The organism is Flavobacteriales bacterium, assembly GCA_020635795.1.
Classification (GTDB): Bacteria; Bacteroidota; Bacteroidia; order Flavobacteriales_E; family Vicingaceae; genus Vicingus.
This window is the reverse complement of sequence record JACJZD010000001.1, coordinates 308791-327059: the sequence shown is the minus strand read 5'-3', so window position 1 is coordinate 327059 and position 18269 is coordinate 308791. Positions and strand designations below refer to the sequence as shown.

At 34.0% G+C, this 18269-nt stretch carries 15 protein-coding genes; 8 read left to right on the top strand and 7 right to left on the bottom strand.

The annotated features are described in order from the left end of the window. Nucleotides 1-180 precede the first annotated feature (180 nt). Nucleotides 181-1497, top strand: coding sequence for an aspartate kinase (locus H6589_01425; GenBank protein ID MCB9173248.1), 1317 nt, complete (start codon nucleotides 181-183; stop codon nucleotides 1495-1497). Between the two features lie 123 nt (nucleotides 1498-1620). Continuing rightward, nucleotides 1621-2769: a diaminopimelate decarboxylase gene (gene lysA / locus H6589_01420; GenBank protein ID MCB9173247.1), complete on the top strand. Its 1149-nt coding sequence runs from the start codon at nucleotides 1621-1623 to the stop codon at nucleotides 2767-2769. A gap of 400 nt (nucleotides 2770-3169) precedes the next feature. Here lysA and H6589_01415 read toward each other — a convergent pair whose 3' ends face one another. The 5 genes from H6589_01415 to accC form a co-directional block, all read right to left on the bottom strand. Continuing rightward, nucleotides 3170-3724 (bottom strand): hypothetical protein, encoded by a 555-nt coding sequence (locus tag H6589_01415; GenBank protein MCB9173246.1) that lies wholly within the window; start codon nucleotides 3722-3724, stop codon nucleotides 3170-3172. A gap of 19 nt (nucleotides 3725-3743) precedes the next feature. Then, on the bottom strand, nucleotides 3744-4142 hold the full coding sequence (gene paaI, locus H6589_01410) for a hydroxyphenylacetyl-CoA thioesterase PaaI (protein ID MCB9173245.1): 399 nt from the start codon (nucleotides 4140-4142) through the stop codon (nucleotides 3744-3746). Then, nucleotides 4142-5356, bottom strand: coding sequence for an NAD(P)-binding domain-containing protein (locus H6589_01405; protein MCB9173244.1), 1215 nt, complete (start codon nucleotides 5354-5356; stop codon nucleotides 4142-4144). Before H6589_01405 ends, paaI begins: the two co-directional genes overlap by 1 nt. Before the next feature lie 286 nt (nucleotides 5357-5642). Next, nucleotides 5643-6419, bottom strand: a complete 777-nt coding sequence (locus H6589_01400; GenBank protein MCB9173243.1) for a 2-(1,2-epoxy-1,2-dihydrophenyl)acetyl-CoA isomerase — start codon at nucleotides 6417-6419, stop codon at nucleotides 5643-5645. 83 nt (nucleotides 6420-6502) lie between these two features. Then, nucleotides 6503-7981 (bottom strand): acetyl-CoA carboxylase biotin carboxylase subunit, encoded by a 1479-nt coding sequence (gene accC, locus H6589_01395; GenBank protein MCB9173242.1) that lies wholly within the window; start codon nucleotides 7979-7981, stop codon nucleotides 6503-6505. Between the two features lie 96 nt (nucleotides 7982-8077). On the opposite strand from accC, the gene H6589_01390 reads away from it, so the two are divergent. From H6589_01390 to H6589_01375, 4 genes are all read left to right on the top strand, one after another. Continuing rightward, the gene (locus tag H6589_01390) at nucleotides 8078-9574 is read left to right on the top strand and encodes a hypothetical protein (GenBank protein MCB9173241.1); all 1497 of its coding nucleotides are present in this window, start codon (nucleotides 8078-8080) and stop codon (nucleotides 9572-9574) included. A gap of 82 nt (nucleotides 9575-9656) precedes the next feature. Next, on the top strand, nucleotides 9657-11687 hold the full coding sequence (locus H6589_01385) for a BatA domain-containing protein (GenBank protein ID MCB9173240.1): 2031 nt from the start codon (nucleotides 9657-9659) through the stop codon (nucleotides 11685-11687). Nucleotides 11688-11853: 166 nt separating this feature from the next. After that, nucleotides 11854-13122: a dihydroorotase gene (locus H6589_01380; GenBank protein ID MCB9173239.1), complete on the top strand. Its 1269-nt coding sequence runs from the start codon at nucleotides 11854-11856 to the stop codon at nucleotides 13120-13122. 120 nt (nucleotides 13123-13242) lie between these two features. Continuing rightward, entirely contained in the window at nucleotides 13243-14721 is a 1479-nt protein-coding gene (locus tag H6589_01375; GenBank protein ID MCB9173238.1) for a T9SS type A sorting domain-containing protein, read from the top strand. A gap of 49 nt (nucleotides 14722-14770) precedes the next feature. Here the strand turns inward: H6589_01375 and H6589_01370 are convergent, their stop codons facing one another. Both H6589_01370 and H6589_01365 read right to left on the bottom strand, forming a co-directional pair. Then, nucleotides 14771-15322 (bottom strand): 3'-5' exonuclease, encoded by a 552-nt coding sequence (locus H6589_01370; GenBank protein ID MCB9173237.1) that lies wholly within the window; start codon nucleotides 15320-15322, stop codon nucleotides 14771-14773. Between the two features lie 19 nt (nucleotides 15323-15341). Beyond that, on the bottom strand, nucleotides 15342-15740 hold the full coding sequence (locus H6589_01365; protein MCB9173236.1) for a DUF393 domain-containing protein: 399 nt from the start codon (nucleotides 15738-15740) through the stop codon (nucleotides 15342-15344). A gap of 100 nt (nucleotides 15741-15840) precedes the next feature. On the opposite strand from H6589_01365, the gene hemB reads away from it, so the two are divergent. Together hemB and hemL are read left to right on the top strand one after the other, a co-directional pair. After that, a complete protein-coding gene (gene hemB, locus H6589_01360; GenBank protein MCB9173235.1) occupies nucleotides 15841-16830 on the top strand; it encodes a porphobilinogen synthase in 990 nt (329 codons plus the stop codon). Between the two features lie 132 nt (nucleotides 16831-16962). Continuing rightward, nucleotides 16963-18243, top strand: coding sequence for a glutamate-1-semialdehyde 2,1-aminomutase (hemL, locus tag H6589_01355; protein ID MCB9173234.1), 1281 nt, complete (start codon nucleotides 16963-16965; stop codon nucleotides 18241-18243). The last annotated feature ends 26 nt before the right edge of the window (nucleotides 18244-18269 follow it).

Genomic DNA, 18269 nt, shown 5'->3' with positions numbered 1-18269 from the left:
TTGAGGTTTCTAACATTTTTTAACTTTTCATATTTTATTTACACCTCATTTTATTAAAATGTATTTATTAAAACCTTACTATTGCTTATTCTTAAAATATAATTGTTATATTTTTAACATTATTTTAAATATTTAAACTCACTTTATTATATTTGCAAAAATTTAATTGATTCTAAAAAAATGATTGTAGTAAAATTTGGTGGCACATCGGTTGGCTCTGCTGAACGATTTAAGTCGTTAGTAAATTTGGTTGTAAACGATACTCCTAAAATTGTGGTTTTATCTGCTATGTCGGGTACAACCAACACCTTAGTTGAAATTGGCAAATACTTGTACAACAAAAACAAGGAAAGTGCTTTGTTAGAAATTTTAAACCTTGAAAACAAGTATAAAAAAACCATCGATGAATTGTTTTCATCCGATTCAATAAAATCAAAAGCAACTGAATTAATTTCATCTCACTTTAATTATATCAGAGCATTTACTTTAGATTCGTTTACCTTATTTGAAGAAAAAGCCTTATTGGCTCAAGGTGAGCTTTTGTCAACAGCTATTTTTCACTATTATTTGCAAGAAATTGGCGTGGAGTCGGTATTGTTGCCTGCATTAAATTTTATGCGAATTAACGAAGACGAAGAACCTGATACTATAGCGATAAAAGACAATTTAGCATTAGAACTTAAAAAAACGCCTAGTTGTAATTTATACATTACTCAAGGTTTTATTTGTAGAAACTCCTATGGCGAAATCGACAATTTAAAAAGAGGTGGCAGCGACTACTCTGCATCGTTAATAGGTGCTGCTATTAATGCACAAGAAATTCAAATTTGGACAGATATTGACGGCATGCACAACAACGACCCAAGAATTGTGGATAATACCCACCCTATTTCACAATTATCGTTTGATGAAGCAGCTGAGCTAGCATACTTTGGGGCTAAAATTTTGCATCCATCGAGTGTTTTACCAGCCAAATTGAACAACATTCCTGTTCGGTTAAAAAACACCATGCAACCAACAGCAAAAGGCACGTTAATTAATTCCGAATCGAGTGGAAAAGGGATAAAGGCTATTGCAGCGAAAGATAACATTACAGCGATAAAAATAAAATCGGGTAGAATGTTGCTTGCTTATGGTTTTATGCGAAAAGTGTTTGAAATTTTTGAGGCTTACAAAACCCCAATCGACATGATTACTACTTCGGAAGTTGCTGTTTCTGTTACTATTGACGAAACCAAATACTTGAATGAAATTGTTGAAGAATTGAAAAAATACGGCTCGGTTGATGTGGATACTGATTTAACCATTATTTGTGTAGTTGGCGATTTTATTGCCGAAAGCAAAGGTTATGCACTTAAAATATTTGATGCTTTACAAAACATTCCTGTCCGAATGATTTCTTACGGTGGTAGCCTACATAACGTATCTTTATTAGTGAATACTTCTGATAAAAAAGAGGCATTAATTTCGCTAAACGAAAAACTATTTAAAAAATAGAACGCTGATGACACTGATTAATATGATTTTTATGATAAACATCTTAACTATTTCATGGATATGATAAAATCTTATTTAATCTTAACAACCTGCGTCATCTGCGTTCCAAATTAATTTGAATTAATGATTACAACTCAACATATAGAAAAATACAAAACGCTAAAAACTCCATTTTACCACTACAATTTGGAAGTGTTGGAACAAACGCTTGTTCAATTAACCCAAGCAGCAAAACCACACAACTACCATGTGCATTACGCTTTAAAAGCGAATGTAAATAATGAAGTGTTAAACCTTATCAATAAATATGGTTTAGGTGCTGATTGCGTGAGTGGAAACGAAGTTAAAAAAGCAATAGAAACTGGCTTTAAAAACCATGAAGTGGTATTTGCAGGAGTTGGAAAAACCGACGAAGAAATTCAATTTGCATTAGATAACGATATCTTTTGTTTTAACTGCGAATCGTTGCCAGAAATAGAGGTGATTAACGAAATTGCTGAACGAAAAAACAAAATAGCCCACATTGCTTTACGCATTAACCCTAACATTAATGCAAAAACGCACCACTACATTACTACTGGTTTAGAAGAAAACAAGTTTGGCATTAACATGTGGGAAATGGACGAAGTGCTGAAAGCCATTTTAACCATGAAAAACATCAAATTGATTGGTTTGCATTTTCATATTGGCTCGCAAATTACCGACTTACAAATATTTCAAAGTTTGTGTTTAAGGGTTAACGAAATACAAGAATGGTTTTACCAACACCACATTATTGTTGAGCACATTAATGTTGGCGGAGGTTTGGGTGTTGATTACGAACATCCTGATAAAAATTTGATTCCAAATTTTAAGGCTTATTTTGAACAATTTAGCAAATTTTTAAACCTACGACCTCAGCAACAGTTGCATTTTGAATTGGGTCGTTCGTTGGTTGCTCAATGCGGAAACTTAATTACCAAAGTGTTGTACGTAAAAAAAGGAGTGAACACCAATTTTGCTATAGTTGATGCTGGTATGACGGATTTATTACGACCAGCATTGTATCAGGCATCGCACAAAATTGAAAATTTAACCACTACCTCAACCGAGCAGGAACGCTACGACGTAGTTGGACCAATTTGTGAATCGTCGGATTGTTTTGCAAAAGCGCTGTTATTTCCAGCAACCCAACGAGGCGATTTAATTGCAATAAGAACAGCAGGAGCTTACGGCGAAGTAATGGCAAGCAACTACAATTTACGAGCAACTATTGAGAGTTTTGTGTTTTAATATCCTTTGTCATACCGACCGAAGTGGAGGTATCTTCTAATTTTTAGTTCCAATCAAAGAAGATTAACTTCGCTGAACTTACTTTTCTTCACTGTATTTGTTACATGTCGTCATTACGGGCTTGACCCCTAATCTTATTTAGTTAAATTTTTAGATTGCGGGTCAAGCCCGCAATGACGAAAACAATAAGCATTAAGTAAAGGAAAAAGCAAACGACAACGTCATGGCGGACTTGATCCGCCATCTTTAATAAATTTGGGATTCCAAGTTTTTAATAAAAAAACCAACACCGTTTTTGATTACTTGCTTAATTTAGTACTCCACATAAAAATGAAACTTACGCACTAACTAAACAGGTTTCAATTCAAAGCCCCACAATTGTGGGGTTTTGTTTTTATTACTAAAAACTCAAGGTTGAATACCCATAAAATATCCATATTGAAAGCAAAATATAAGAAATTATATTCGCAATAATAATTGCTTTTGAAATTAACTTCTTTTCAAATTCCATTCCCAATTTAGAAATAAGAATTTTTCTCTCCACGATTAAAGATATTAAAAACGTAAGGAATATACTTGTTAAAATTGCTATTATGACATCAGGAGTAAATTCAGATTTACCACCTCCCTTTACGGGAACTACCCCTGCAAATACACCTTGAATAACAGGATGCATAATTACATCATCTAACATCTTAAATCTAAGTGATAAGAAGAAAAATGCAGTTGCCAAAAAAACTCTTATTATTCCTTGAGTTAAGTAACCAATGATAGTAGTTAATAAATTTGCTAAAAAGAGTATTTTAAATGTTCTAACTATTTCTTTCTTTAAAAATAAATGAACTATATAAGTTTCTATAATTATTATAAAAATGAGTGCAATCCATACAAACCACCATTCAATAAAAAATAGAGGAAGTGCCATATTGAAAAGATACCCTGAACGTCGTTTCATTATTAATTTTAATATTATTTTACCACTCCTTCGAGGTCCGATACACCGAACCTTTAAAAACTCCAACAATTTCTCCTTTTTGGTTGGTAATGGGTATGTTGTAAATGCCTATTTTATTGGTTAAACTCACTTCGGTTGCTTCGGCAGTTAACACATCGCCAACATTTACAGCATTGGGGTAAGAAATTGAACATTCCAACGCCACACTTAACCTGCCATGCGCATTTGATGCAAAAGCCAAAGCACTATCAGCTAACGAAAAAGTAACGCCTCCGTGTATAATACCAAAGCCGTTACACATTTCTGGTCGAACTTGCATTTGCAATTTGCAATAACCCTTAGCCGAAGCCAAAATTTTTATTCCCAACCACTGACTAAAAGCGTCAGTTTCCATCATTTTATTTACAATATCCGCCATTAAAAAAAGGTTTTATTTTCGCGAACCATTCTTCTCAACAACACGCTTGGTCGGTAACGATCTTCACCATATTCAACAAAAAGATGTTCAAGTTTAGCCAACACATTTGGCAAACCCATTTCGTCAGCCCAAGCCAACAAACCTTTAGGGTAATTTACGCCTTTGGTCATGGCTAAATCAATATCTTCTTTACTTGCAATGTTTAAAAACAAGGCATCAATGGCTTCATTCATTAACATCACCAATATTCTGTCGCAAATTTCTTTGCCTAATTTTTCATCTTTGGTTGGTGCTGGCAATTCAACACCTTCGGCATAGTTGTAATAACCTCGCCCTGTTTTTCGCCCAAACCAACCTGCTTCAGAGTGTCGTTTTTGGGTAAACGAAGGCTTATAACGTGGGTCGTAATAAAATGCAGCAAACACAGTTTCTGTTACCGTATAATTGATGTCGTTACCAATGTAATCCATCAACGTAAACGGACCCATTTTAAAACCACCTATTTCAGTCATTGCCCAATCAATGGTTGCAAAATCGGCAACACCTTCTTCGTATATTTTTAATGCCTCTCCATAAAACGGACGAGCCACACGGTTTACAATAAAACCTGGTGTATCTTTAGCTAAAACAGTTACTTTTTTCCAACTGTCAATTAATGCTCTTGAAGTATTTTTGGTTGCTTCAGAAGTTTGCACCGCAGGAATAATTTCTACCAACGGCATTAATGGCGCGGGATTAAAAAAGTGTATTCCAATTACTCGCTCAGCTTTTTTACAAGCCGAAGCAATTGATGCTATTGAAAGTGAAGAAGTGTTACTCGCTAAAATACATTCAGCCGAAACAATTTCTTCTAGTTGAGCAAATACTTTACGTTTTACGTCAATATTCTCAACAATTGCTTCAATAATAATGTCGCAACTTTTAAAATCGCTAATATTTTTCGAAAACTGAATTCTACCCATAATATTATCGGCAGTAGCTTGGTCAATTTTTTCTTTCTCCACCAAACGAGCCAAAATATTTTTAAGGTTGGTCGCTGCTTTTTTCAACGCTTCTTCGTTCAAATCGACCAGAACAACTTGGTGTTTTTGTGTTGCAGCAATTTGTACAATTCCAGAGCCCATTGAACCAGCTCCTAGTACGCCGACTTTAGAAGCCCACCCCGACCCTCCCGAAGGGAGGGAGTTAGAATCACCTTTATTTTCTATTTTCATCTAATATAGTTTAATATTACTACTAAAACAATATGAAGTAAGACCACTCCATAAAACAACATGAGCCTACTATTTATCTTTCTTTTTAACACATCCAATTCATCATTATTATCCTTACCTAAAATTGGGAAATACAAAAAAACAAAAGATAATAAAATCTCAGGAATTCCAATTATTTCTCTTCCTTTATAAATCCTATAATATTTTAATTTTATTGCAAAAATCCAAACTAATAGGATATTATATATTATAAAAAAACATATATGAAGAGGAAAACCTAACAAAATTAATCTCCTTTAAAATTAGCAGGTCGTTTTTCTAAAAATGCACTCACACCTTCGCTATAATCGTAAGTTGAACCTGCAATATTTTGTAATTCGTTTTCTAAAGCCAACTGTTCTGTTAATGTATTGTTGTAAGATTGATTTAACAATCGTTTTGTTAAACCAATACCTTTTGTTGGCATTTTTGCTAACTGAAGAGCAATTTTCATTGTCTCTTCTTGTAAATTTTCATCAGCAACTGCTCTGTAAATCATGCCCATTTTTTCTGCATCTTCCGCCATAACCTTATCGCCTAAAAACATTAAAGCAGCAGATTTTTGCATACCAATTAATCGAGGCAAATAATACGTCCCACCACTATCGGGTATCAAACCTATTTTACTAAAGGCTTGTATAAAACTGGATGATTTTGCTGCCAAAGTAATGTCGCAAGCCAAAGCAATGTTCGCTCCTGCGCCAGCAGCTACGCCATTTACTCCACACACGATTGGTTTTTCAATGTTTCTTAATCGTTCAATAATTGGATTGTAATGTTCTTCAACTATTTTAGTCAATTCAGTTTGATTGGGGTCGATGGCTTCTGCCAAATCTTGTCCAGCACAAAACGCTTTACCTTCGCCAGTAATGTAAATCGTTCTTACTTCAGCATTTTTCTCACACTCATCCAATCTAGCTTGTAAATCAAATGCCATTTGACGAATAAAACTGTTGAATTTATCTGGTCGGTTCAAGGTAATTACTCCTACCCCATTTTCTATTTTAAAATTGATGTTACTCATACATTTTTTATGTTTTTCACCCCTCTTTAATCTCCCCTCAAGGGGAGAATCTCCCTTCCCTTCGGGAAGGGTTGGGGATGGGCTTACAATCTATTCATTTTCCATTTCGATTTTGTAGTAGAAGTTTCAACTACATCGACAGACTTATTACTTTCTAAAAATGTTTTAGCTGCAAACAAGGCTGCAACCTCTTGTAATTCAGCATCATCTTCAATCAATACTTCGGGAGTAAAATATTTACCTACAAAGTGCGTGTCAAAGTTTCCGCTAATAAACGCTTCATGTTCTAGAGCAAATTTACAAAATGGCAAAGTGGTTTCTACTCCACTAATTTTATAATCGTTAATCGCTCTCAACATTCTGTTTCGTGCTTCTTCCCTATCTTTTCCGTGCGTAATTAATTTCGAAATCATCGGGTCGTAATAAATTGGAATATCCATACCTTCTTCAAAACCATCATCAACTCTAATACCCATTCCTTCTGGTCGTTGGTAGGTATTTAGCCGACCTATATCTGGTAAAAAATTATTGCTTGGGTCTTCAGCATAAACACGCACCTCAAACGAATGACCAAGAATTTTCAATTCATCTTGTGTAAAGCTTAATTTTTCACCTCTTGCCACATTTATCTGTTCCTTCACTAAATCCTTACCTGAAATCATTTCAGTAACTGGATGTTCCACTTGCAAACGTGTATTCATTTCCAAAAAGTAAAAGTCTTTGTTGTTTTCCAACAAAAACTCTACAGTGCCAGCACCCACATAATCACACGCACGAGCTACATCTACTGCACATTCGCCCATGGCTTTTCTAATCTCAGGAGTTAACACCGACGATGGAGCTTCTTCAATTACCTTTTGGTGACGACGTTGAATAGAACACTCACGTTCAAACAAATAAACAATATTCCCATGTTTGTCTGCCATTATTTGAATTTCGATATGTCGAGGCGAACCTACATATTTTTCAATAAAAACTGCTCCATCACCAAACGAAGAAACAGCTTCACTTACTGCTCTGTTCATTTGTTCTTCAAACTCTTCCGCTTTTTCAACCACACGCATACCTTTACCACCACCACCAGCAGAAGCTTTAATTAATATAGGAAAACCAATTTTTACCGCAATTTCTTTAGCTGCGGCAATATCATCAATAGCCTCATCAGTTCCAGGCACCATTGGAATGTTGTATTTTTTAACTGCGGCTTTTGCAGCCAATTTGCTTCCCATCAATTCCATGGCTTCGGGCGATGGACCAATAAAAGTGATTCCAGCTTCGGTTATTTTTCGAGTTGCTTCAGCATTTTCTGATAAAAACCCATAGCCTGGATGTAATCCATCTACCTTTAAATCTTTACATATTTGTATGATTTTATCCACCTGCAAATACGATTGATTTGACGGTGGAGGTCCTACACAAACTGCTTCATCAGCATATCTTACAAAAGGAGCCGTTCTATCAGCTTCCGAAAAAATAGCCACTGTTTTTATTCCCATTTCTCTGCACGTTCGCATAATACGAAGCGCAATTTCTCCTCTGTTTGCAACTAATATTTTATTCATTCTTGTATCTTTATTATAGGGGTTAAAGATAGTAAATGTGATTGATAAATTAAAGCTCATTTTTTCTCTTTACTTTTGTTTAAATAATAAAAATCCATGATAGAAAAAATCAAGTATTATTGGAACAACAATCCCTTTATCATTATTATAATAATTGGGTCATTAATTCGATTGATTGCTGCAATATTTTCGAAAGGTTACGGCATGCAAGACGACCATTTCTTGGTTATTGAACCGGCAGAAGGATGGGTTCATAACTTCGACCAAAACAACTGGTTAAACAATGACGAAAATTCGATACCCTCTGGACATAGTTTTTTTTATGTAGGATTGCATTACTTATTTTTTAGCTTCTTGGATTGGATTCATCTTACTGATGCTCAATTTAAAATGTTTTTGGTTCGACTTATTCATGGAGCATATTCGATGTCAATTGTTGTACTTGGGTTTAAGATAGCTAAAAAAATAGCCGACATTAACATTGCAAAACATGTTGGATTGTTACTGTCTGTTTTATGGTTTTTACCTTGGTTAAGCGTGCATAATATGGTCGAATATTTTTGTGTTCCACCGCTTATTTATGCCACTTGGTTGTTTATTAAACACGATTCTAAACCACCCCTTAAAATTGTAGTTCTTGGTGCTTTTGTTGCTGGTTTAGCTGTAGGAATTCGTTATCAAACCATTTTCTTTTTATTTGGTTTTGGATTAACATTTTTACTAAAAAGACAATACTTGTCATTGGTTGTTTTTACCCTAGTTTCTTTTATTTCTTTTTCTCTCACCCAAGTTTCCGATATTTTTATTTGGGGCAGACCATTTGCTGAACTTGGAGAATATATCTCATACAATTTAGCCAACTCAACTTCTTATTTTGACCAACCATTTTACCTGTATTTATTAACTCTAGCTGGTATGTTTGGTCCAATAGGTTTGTTTTTATTGTTTGGATATTTTAAAAATTGGAAAAAACATGCTTTTATTTTTATACCGTCAGTCTTATTCTTTTTGTTTCATAGTTACTTCCCTAACAAACAAGAACGATTTATAGCTCCAATGATTCCATTTGTAATTATTTTGGGCTATATGGGTTGGATGGAGTTTAAAAATAAATCAAATTTTTGGACTAAATACAACAAATTCCATCGCGGAATATGGGTGTTTTTCTGGGTAGTGAATAGTATTCTATTATTGTTTATATCAACCGCTTACACAAGAAAAAGCAGGGTTGAAACCATGACTTTTTTAGCCGACCAAAAAGACATGACCAACTACATTTGGGATTGTGCTCATAAAGACGATTATTTACTTCCTCCAAGGTTTTACGCCGAGCGTTGGGACAAACATTTTATTATTGTAAAAAATAGTGAAGTAGAACTTATTTTACAAAATACGGATTATGTTCCAGCCAACTATGTCGTATTTGTTGAAGACGAAATGCTTGAAGAAAGAAAAGCACGAATTATGAAAACCTATCCAAATTTACAACATTTAACTACCATTGAAGCTGGATTTTTAGATTTAGTATTGCATAAAATGAACCCTAACAATAACAAGTTTGAACGATTTCATATTTATAAAATAGTAAACTGATTGCATTGATAAATTGAACTAATCCAACGAGTGTTTTCTATTTTTAGAATTTGTCAAATTATTAAATTACATTTGTGCTTTAATGAAATTTGCATATCCAGAATTCTTATTTGCATTATTCGCCGTAGCGATACCAATCATTATTCATTTATTTAATTTCAGAAAGTTTAAGAAAATTTATTTCTCGAACGTGAGTTTTTTACGTGAAGTAAAAAAAGAAAGTCAATCAAAATCAAAACTGAAACACTTACTTATTTTGGCTTCACGAATTTTAGCCATTACTTTTTTGGTGCTAGCATTTGTACAACCTTTTATTCCATCGGCTAATTCAACCCAAAACATCAACAACATTATTGGTATTTATATCGACAACTCTTTTAGCATGGAAAGTGTTGGTGAAAATGGAGCTTTGCTTGATGAAGCCAAAACCAAAGCCATTGAATTGGTAAATGCTTACCAACGTACCGACCGTTTTATAGTTTGTGATAATAAGTTTAGCGCTGGTAGTCAGCGAATTTTGAGTAACGAAGAGGCTTTAACAAAAATTGAAGAAATTCAAATTAGTGCTGAAAGCAGGTTGTTGTCGAATGTTTTTATACGACTTAAGGAAGCATTAAACAGTAACAGCAACGAAAACACCAACAAATCAATGGTGGTTTTTTCTGATTTCCAAAAAACAACTGCCGACATTGAACAACTAAAAAATGACACACTCATCCATTCGGTTTTTGTTCCTATTTTATCTACTAAAAAAACAAACTTATACATTGATACGTGCTGGTTCGAAAATCCAACCCATTTATTATCACAACAAGAAAAACTATTTGTTCGAATCAAAAATAATTCCGACCAAGATTTAGAAAATATTCCTGTAAAACTGTACATCAACGAAAAACTAATTACCCCAGCTAGTTTTTCTGCAAAAGCCAACGATGAAGCAATTGTTGAATTGAATTATAAAAATCATACATCGGGCATACAAGCAGGGAAAATTGAACTGCAAGATTCGCCCGTAACTTTAGACGACGACTTTTACTTTTCTTATTTGATTGCAGAAAACATTGAAACTTTGGAGATTTTTGGAGAGAATGTTCAACCCAATATAAAAGCTATTTTTTCATCCGACAGCCTATTTCACTTTACCAGTTCATCAGTTAACCAACTCGATTATTCCAAAATAAAACAAAGCAGTTTAATTGTGCTAAATGGGTTAAAAGAAGTTTCATCGGGTTTAGCTGCTAGCCTTAAAAATTTTGTAGAAAATGGTGGCTCGTTAGCCATTATACCTACTAACGATATAGACTTGACAAGCTACCAATCATTTGCAACGCTTTTACAAATCAATGCATTTACTGATTTAGACACCTCAACCATAAAAATTAGCGAAGTGAGCTATCAACACCCTCTTTATGCTTCAGTTTTTGAGGGTAAGCCTGCCGACAACATTAACTTACCATCCATAAAAAAACATTTCAAACAGTCAAATCAAGCGGTAGCTTATAAAAATGTATTGCTTAAATTAAAAAATAACGACCCTTTTTTAACGGCTTACAAAAACAAAAAAGGAACTATTTATTTGATAAGTGGATGTTTAGACGAAGACGCTGGAAATTTTTCAAAACATGCCATTTTTGTTCCTACACTTTACAACATGGCTTTACAAAGTCAGTTCAACTACCCTCTATTTTATACCATTGGAGAAAATGAATCTTTAACCATTCCTCGTGTTGAAAACGAAGGTTCGTTAAAAATTAAACAAACTGATTTTGAATTAATCCCTCGGGTAAAATCGGACGCTGAAAATACCGTAGTATTTACAACCGAAGGCATTAGTTTAGCTGGAAATTATTTACTCGAATCTAAAAAGTTAAATTTAGGGTTGGCATACAATTACAACAGACTAGAATCTGATTTAACCACCTATAGTATGGATGAATTGAACGATTTAGCAATAAATTACTCGCTTAACACATCAATAATAAATGCTGGCTCAAAAACGATGAGTGCAGCCTTCAATGAAATTAAAAACGGTACAACATATTGGAAATTATGTGTTATTTTAGCGTTGCTATTTTTGGCCGTTGAAATTGCTCTTATTAAACTCTTTAAGTAAAAAATATTAACCACATAGCAACATAGAAACGAATAAATACAGAAGTAAAAGATAGAAAATAAATTTTTTAACATAGTATTCTATGTAAAAAGCAAAGCCTCTATCTTCGTCTTTAATATAACAACAAACCTATGTAACTATGTGGTAAAATAAAAATAAAAGAATCATGAATGCTCTAATAAAATCAGCTACAGTAGTAAACAGCAAATCGCCATTTAATGGTAAAACTGTTGATATACTTATTGAAAAAGGAATCATTAAAAAGATTACTGCAACAATTAAAAACACTGATAATTTTCAGGAAATCAAACAAAAAGATTTACACGTTTCTATTGGTTGGTTTGATTTTAGAGCAAATTTCTGTGACCCAGGATTTGAATACAAAGAAGATTTAAACTCTGGGTTAAAAGCCGCTGCAAAAGGTGGTTTTACAGGAGTTATGGTAATGCCAAGCACCAACCCAGTTATCGATAATAAATCAGGCATTGAATACATCATTAACAAAGCAAAAAACAATATCGTAAATGTTTATCCTGCTGGAGCTTTAACACATCAAAGCGAAGGAAACGATATTGCAGAAATGTATGATATGCATTTAGCTGGAGCGGTTGCTTTTACCGACAATAAAAAATCAATTGCCAATCCAAATTTACTTACAAGAGCATTGTTGTACAACCAAAGTTTTGGAGGTTTGGTAATTAATTACCCTAACAACCGCCACTTGTTTAACAACGGACAAATTAACGAAGGTATTACCAGTACACGGTTAGGTTTAAAAGGAATTCCTGCCATAGCTGAAGAAATAATGGTTAATAGAGATATATTTTTAGCTGAATATTGCAACGCTGCCATTCATTTATCAAACATCAGCACCAAAAAATCGGTACAACTGATAAAAGAAGCAAAAGCAAAAGGTTTGAAAATTACTGCCGATGTTAACTCTTACCATTTGTTGTTAGATGAAACCGAATTGGAAACGTTCGACAGCAACTTAAAAGTAATGCCTCCTTTAAGAACCAAAGACGATATAAAAGCCTTGATAAAAGGGTTAAAAGAAGGCGTGATTGATATTATTTGTTCCGACCATACACCACAAGACATTGAACACAAACAATGCGAGTTTGACCACGCAGCATTTGGCATCATCAACCTACAAACTTCTTTTGCTGCAATGAACACAGCATTAAAAGGAAAATTAGCACTTGATCAAATCATCGATTTAATTACAACAAATCCTCGACAAACTTTAAACTTAGATGTTCCGAAACTAGAAGTTGGGGAACAAGCCAACCTTACCCTTTTTAGTCCGCATGAAATCCAAGTTATAAAAACTGAAATTTTGGTTTCGAAATCGAAAAACAGTCCGTTTATTGGGAAAACATTAACAGGAAAAGTTTACGGAATTGTAAATCAAAACAAGTTGGAGATGCACTAATTTGTAAAAAATTTACACAAAAACACCCAAAAACATACCGTTCAACAAATAACTGCTACCAATCATATTTTGGTATGGATTTACTTTTTACCTTTATAAGGTATTTGTAAAATAACGGCTATGAAAAAATTTCTACTTCTTTGCTTCATCTTATCGTCCTTTTTTTCTTTTGCCCAAAATTGGCAACCATTTCCTTTGGGACAGAAGAGTTATTTTATGCACAACAATGTAACAAACTACTATAGTCCAGACACTCTCTTAAATGAATTTTGTGTGGACAGCATTAGAGATTATGGGAGTTCACAAACCCACTATTTTCACTTTAAAACTCCAGGAATTGGCAATTGTTATAGTACTATTATTAGTAACAACTTTCCTTCAAATTTTTATTACTCTATCCATGATAATGAAAGACCTGACTCAATAACTGTTTCTAACAATGAATATACTTTTTACTTTTATGATGCCTTTTTTCAACCACAAGATATTTTTATTTTAAAATCTTATGCTCAAAAAGATAGTTCTTGGGTTTTTCCATTTTCAGGAAGTGGTTTTAATCAACTAAAAATTACTTGTGACAGTATCTATTATGACAATATAATTGGATCAATTTCTGATTCATTAAAACTCTTTTCTGTTCAGGCAATGAATAATGGCACGCCTGTTTCTGATATCATTAATCAAAATAAATATATATTATCAAAAAATTATGGGTTTAAAATTTTTAATAATTATCCTTTATTAGGTTTGAATTCAAATTTGATTCAAGAAGGTTTTAGCCCACCAACTTTTCATGATTATTTTCATTTAAACATTGGCGATGTACTTATTTGGAAAGAAGAATTTCGCGCTCCTCCTTGGCCTGGAAATCCCTCTAGTTATACAAATTATTATAAAGACTCTATTACCAATGTATTTAATTTGCCCGATACTGTATCATACATAATTAATAGGCTAACAACTAACCTTACGTCCAGTTCTTATTCAAGCACAGCTTATAAGACTAAATCTATGTCTTATTTAGGTTATAATACTTCTACTATTTCACCTGACTATATCAATAATACATCTTCAACAATTTACTTAGACGAGGTTTCACCTTACACAATTAAAAATGGGATAGTTTATAAGACAAGAATGAATGAATTCAAGTATTTAAGTACAACATTTAATAATTGCGAACCATCTGCTATACCTGACTACGGTTGGAATGAAAATTACAATACAAAATATGGATTCTACTCAAGTTACATGCTCAGCTTTGACCAAACTACCTCATGGGACATCATCGGCTCCACCATCAACGGTATTCAAGAAGGAGTTGCTTGGTCAACTTTAGTTACAGGAATTAACGACATTGAGAATATTAGCGATATTAAGATTTATCCAAACCCAAGTAAATCTGGAAATTTTACAGTTGAAAGTGAAAAACCATTAAACCTAATCATTGTTAGTATTGAAGGAAAGGTGTTATTTAACCAAAAAATTAATCAATATAAAACCAACTTAAAAACAAATTTACCTAAAGGGATGTACTTGGTAAAGTTGATTTTTGAGAACAATAAACAAGCGATTCAAAAATTGATTATTAGCGAATAAACTGTTATTGCAATTTTTTTCAGCGTTCATCCGTGAAATCTGCGAGCCATCAAAACAACTTCGTCTGATTCAAATCTACCACAGGTCGTGGTATTAGTTTCTGATTATTATCAGCCTCCAATAACATTTCAAACAATTTAACTGTTGCCAAAGCATCACCAGAAGCACGGTGTCGGTCTTCCAAAGGCAGCCCCAAATCTTTACACAACTTACCCAAACTATACGATTTTTTTCCAGGAATTAGTTTTCTACTCAACTGAACCGTACAAAGTTTTGAACGTTTGTATTCAAATCCCAACGAACGAAATTCAGCACGAACAAAGTCGTAATCAAAATCTACATTATGAGCAATAAAAATACAACCGCGAGTAATGTTTACAATACGTTTTGCAACCTCAAAAAATTTTGGTGCTTCAGCAACCATTTCATCAGTTATTCCTGTAAGTTTTTTAACGTACCAATCTATCTTAATTTCAGGGTTGACAAGGGTTACAAATTCGTCCACAATTTTTTTACCATCATGTTTGTAGATGGCTATTTCGGTAATTTTTCCATTTTTATGGTTCCCTCCTGAAGTTTCTATATCTATAATGGCGTACACTTATTGCAAAGGTAATGATTTATAAAAACTTATGCATAAATTCTGTTTTAGGAGCAATTTCGCACACTTGTTGACCAAACCATTTGTATCGGTGTTTGGCAACCACATCATAAAACCAATCGCGAATAAAAATTGGAATTATTTTAAATCCATAAAATAAAAACCACAAACCATTCAACTGTTTAATAATTTCTAACGCTGCATTCGATTTAATGTAAACTTTATTGTTTTTGATGAGCACAACCGAATCTAACCCACTACTTACTTGGTATTTCATTCGTAATTCCTGACCTATTACTGACTGCAAACTTGCAAACCGAAATACATTTTTTGCATCTCTTTTTATCACAAAACCAACCCAGAAATTACAAAAATTGCAAGTTCCATCAAAAAGAATAATATGATTAGCGGTTTCCACTTCACAAAAGTAAGGATGTTAAAAACATTAGTCTTAAAAACTGATATATTTCCTATTTTACCTCATTGAACAAACTTATATTTGCACTCAAATTTTTGTAATGAGCGTACGTTTAAGAGATAGTAGAAAAACCAAAGAAATAAGAGCTGCAGTTCGAGAAACGCAACTAAAGGTTACCGATTTTATTTACCCGCTTTTTATCGAAGAAGGCAATAACATAAAAAAAGAAATTACCTCGATGCCAGGAATTTTCAGGTATTCGCTTGACCAAATTGATGCAGAGCTACAAGAAGCCGTTGATTTAGGAATTAAATCTGTTATACTGTTTGGCATTCCTTTACACAAAGATGAAGAAGGTTCTGAAAGCTGGAACCCTGAGGGAATTATTCAAAAAGCAATTGCTTACATCAAAAAAAACTATCCAACATTACAAGTTATAGCCGACGTTTGCTTTTGCGAATACACGAGTCATGGGCACTGTGGAGTTTTGTGCAACCATGATGTGGATAACGATTTAACGCTTGTCAATTTAAGAAAACAAGTATTGGCTCAAGCTAAAGCTGGAGTTGACATGGTTGCTCCATCCGGCATGATGGATTTTGCAGTACGCGAGATTAGAGACGAATTAGATAAAAACGGATTTCAACACATTCCAATCATGGGCTATTCCGTAAAATATGCTTCGGCGTATTATGGACCATTTAGAGATGCTGCCGACTCAACACCAAGTTTTGGTGATAGAAGAACCTACCAAATGGATTCAGCTAACCGTAACGAAGCCATTAAAGAAGCTCAAGCAGATGTAGATGAGGGAGCTGCTATTTTAATGGTTAAACCTGCTTTATCTTATTTAGATATTATTAGAGATTTAAAAAACAATTTTGATTTACCGATTGCAGCATACAATGTTAGCGGCGAATACGCCATGATAAAAGCCGCTGGTAAAAACGGTTGGATAGATGAACAACGAGTAATGATGGAAACATTGCTATCAATTAAAAGAGCTGGTGCAGATATTATTATCACCTACTTTGCAAAAGAAGCAGCAAAACTATTAGCCCATCCCGACCTTCCCAAAGGGAAGGAGTAATACCCAAATGAGAAGAATTGACTTTATTTACGATAAAGTTGAATACTAAAATAAATACTGTGTAAAAACAAATAAAAAAATAATCGATAATTACAAGTCTCTCCCCTTTGGGGAGATTAAGAGGGGCAAATTATGAACAATACAAAATCACAAGAACTATACAACAAAGGACTGAAACACTTGGTTGGGTCAGTAAATTCGCCAGTACGAGCATTTAAATCTGTTGGAGGAAATCCTTTGTTTATTAAAAATGCAAAAGGTTCTAAAATTTACGATGTTGATGGTAACGAATACATCGACTTGGTACTTTCTTACGGACCAATGATTTTAGGTCACGGTAACGAAAAAGTTATTGAAGCCGTTACCAATCAAGTTAAAGAAGGATTTAGTTTTGGTGCGAGTACCGAAAATGAAATTAAACTTGCCGAAATAGTTTGCGCTGCTTTCCCAGGAATGGACAAAGTTCGATTTGTAAACTCGGGCACAGAAGCCATTTTAAGTGCTATCCGTTTAGCAAGAGCCTTTACAGGAAAAAATCACATCATCAAATTTGCAGGTTGTTACCATGGTCATTCTGATGCATTATTGGTTGCAGCAGGTTCAGGGTTGGTAACATATAGTTTACCAGGTAGTGCGGGTGTTCCTGCTGATGCAGTAAAAAACACCTTAATTGCTGAATACAACGACATTGATTCGGTAAAAAAACACATTGCAGAATGTAAAGATATTGCTGCCGTTTTTATCGAGCCAATCGCGGGTAATATGGGCGTTGTTTTGCCAAGCGATTCGTTTATTAAAGAACTTAGAAAAATAACAAAAGAAGCCGGTATTCTTTTGGTTATTGATGAAGTAATGACTGGGTTCCGTTCTAAATTTGGTGGTGCACAAGAATTATTAGGAATTGAAGCTGACATCACTTGTTTAGGAAAAGTTATTGGTGGCGGATTTCCTGTTGGAGCGTATGGCGCTCGTGAAGAAATCATGAACATGGTTTCACCTTTAGGAGCAATGTATCAAGCAGGAACATTATCAGGAAACCCAGTGGCAATGGCCGCAGGTATTTCTACCTTAACCGAATTAAAAAACCAAAACCCTTACGACAAGTTTAACCAACAAGCAGAAACGCTTGAAAAAGCATTGTTAGATGCAGCGAAAGCAAATGGAATTGCTTTAACCGTAAATCGTTTTGGTTCAATGATAAACCCATTTTTTATAGGTAAAACAGTAACTAATTTTACCGAAGCTCAAGAATGTGACACTACTCAATTCACCAAATTTTTCTGGGGCTTAGTTGAAAACGGAATTTACATTCCGCCTAGTCAATTTGAAGCTTGGTTTTTATCGTCAGTTATTTCTGATAAAGACATGGAACAACTGATAAAAGGTATTAATGCTGCTATGAAACTTGTTTAATTGATAACGTAGAGACGCACAATTGT

Excerpts from the sequence above, each read along its gene's own strand:
- H6589_01390 (MCB9173241.1), top strand. The coding sequence starts at position 8,078 with ATGATAGAAAAAATCAAGTATTATTGGAACAACAATCCCTTTATCATT.
- paaI (MCB9173245.1), bottom strand. The coding sequence starts at position 4,142 with ATGGCGGATATTGTAAATAAAATGATGGAAACTGACGCTTTTAGTCAG.
- H6589_01385 (MCB9173240.1), top strand. The coding sequence starts at position 9,657 with ATGAAATTTGCATATCCAGAATTCTTATTTGCATTATTCGCCGTAGCG.
- hemL (MCB9173234.1), top strand. The coding sequence starts at position 16,963 with ATGAACAATACAAAATCACAAGAACTATACAACAAAGGACTGAAACAC.
- H6589_01425 (MCB9173248.1), top strand. The coding sequence starts at position 181 with ATGATTGTAGTAAAATTTGGTGGCACATCGGTTGGCTCTGCTGAACGA.
- H6589_01400 (MCB9173243.1), bottom strand. The coding sequence starts at position 6,419 with ATGAGTAACATCAATTTTAAAATAGAAAATGGGGTAGGAGTAATTACC.
- lysA (MCB9173247.1), top strand. The coding sequence starts at position 1,621 with ATGATTACAACTCAACATATAGAAAAATACAAAACGCTAAAAACTCCA.
- H6589_01415 (MCB9173246.1), bottom strand. The coding sequence starts at position 3,724 with ATGAAACGACGTTCAGGGTATCTTTTCAATATGGCACTTCCTCTATTT.
- H6589_01405 (MCB9173244.1), bottom strand. The coding sequence starts at position 5,356 with ATGAAAATAGAAAATAAAGGTGATTCTAACTCCCTCCCTTCGGGAGGG.
- hemB (MCB9173235.1), top strand. The coding sequence starts at position 15,841 with ATGAGCGTACGTTTAAGAGATAGTAGAAAAACCAAAGAAATAAGAGCT.
- H6589_01380 (MCB9173239.1), top strand. The coding sequence starts at position 11,854 with ATGAATGCTCTAATAAAATCAGCTACAGTAGTAAACAGCAAATCGCCA.
- accC (MCB9173242.1), bottom strand. The coding sequence starts at position 7,981 with ATGAATAAAATATTAGTTGCAAACAGAGGAGAAATTGCGCTTCGTATT.
- H6589_01375 (MCB9173238.1), top strand. The coding sequence starts at position 13,243 with ATGAAAAAATTTCTACTTCTTTGCTTCATCTTATCGTCCTTTTTTTCT.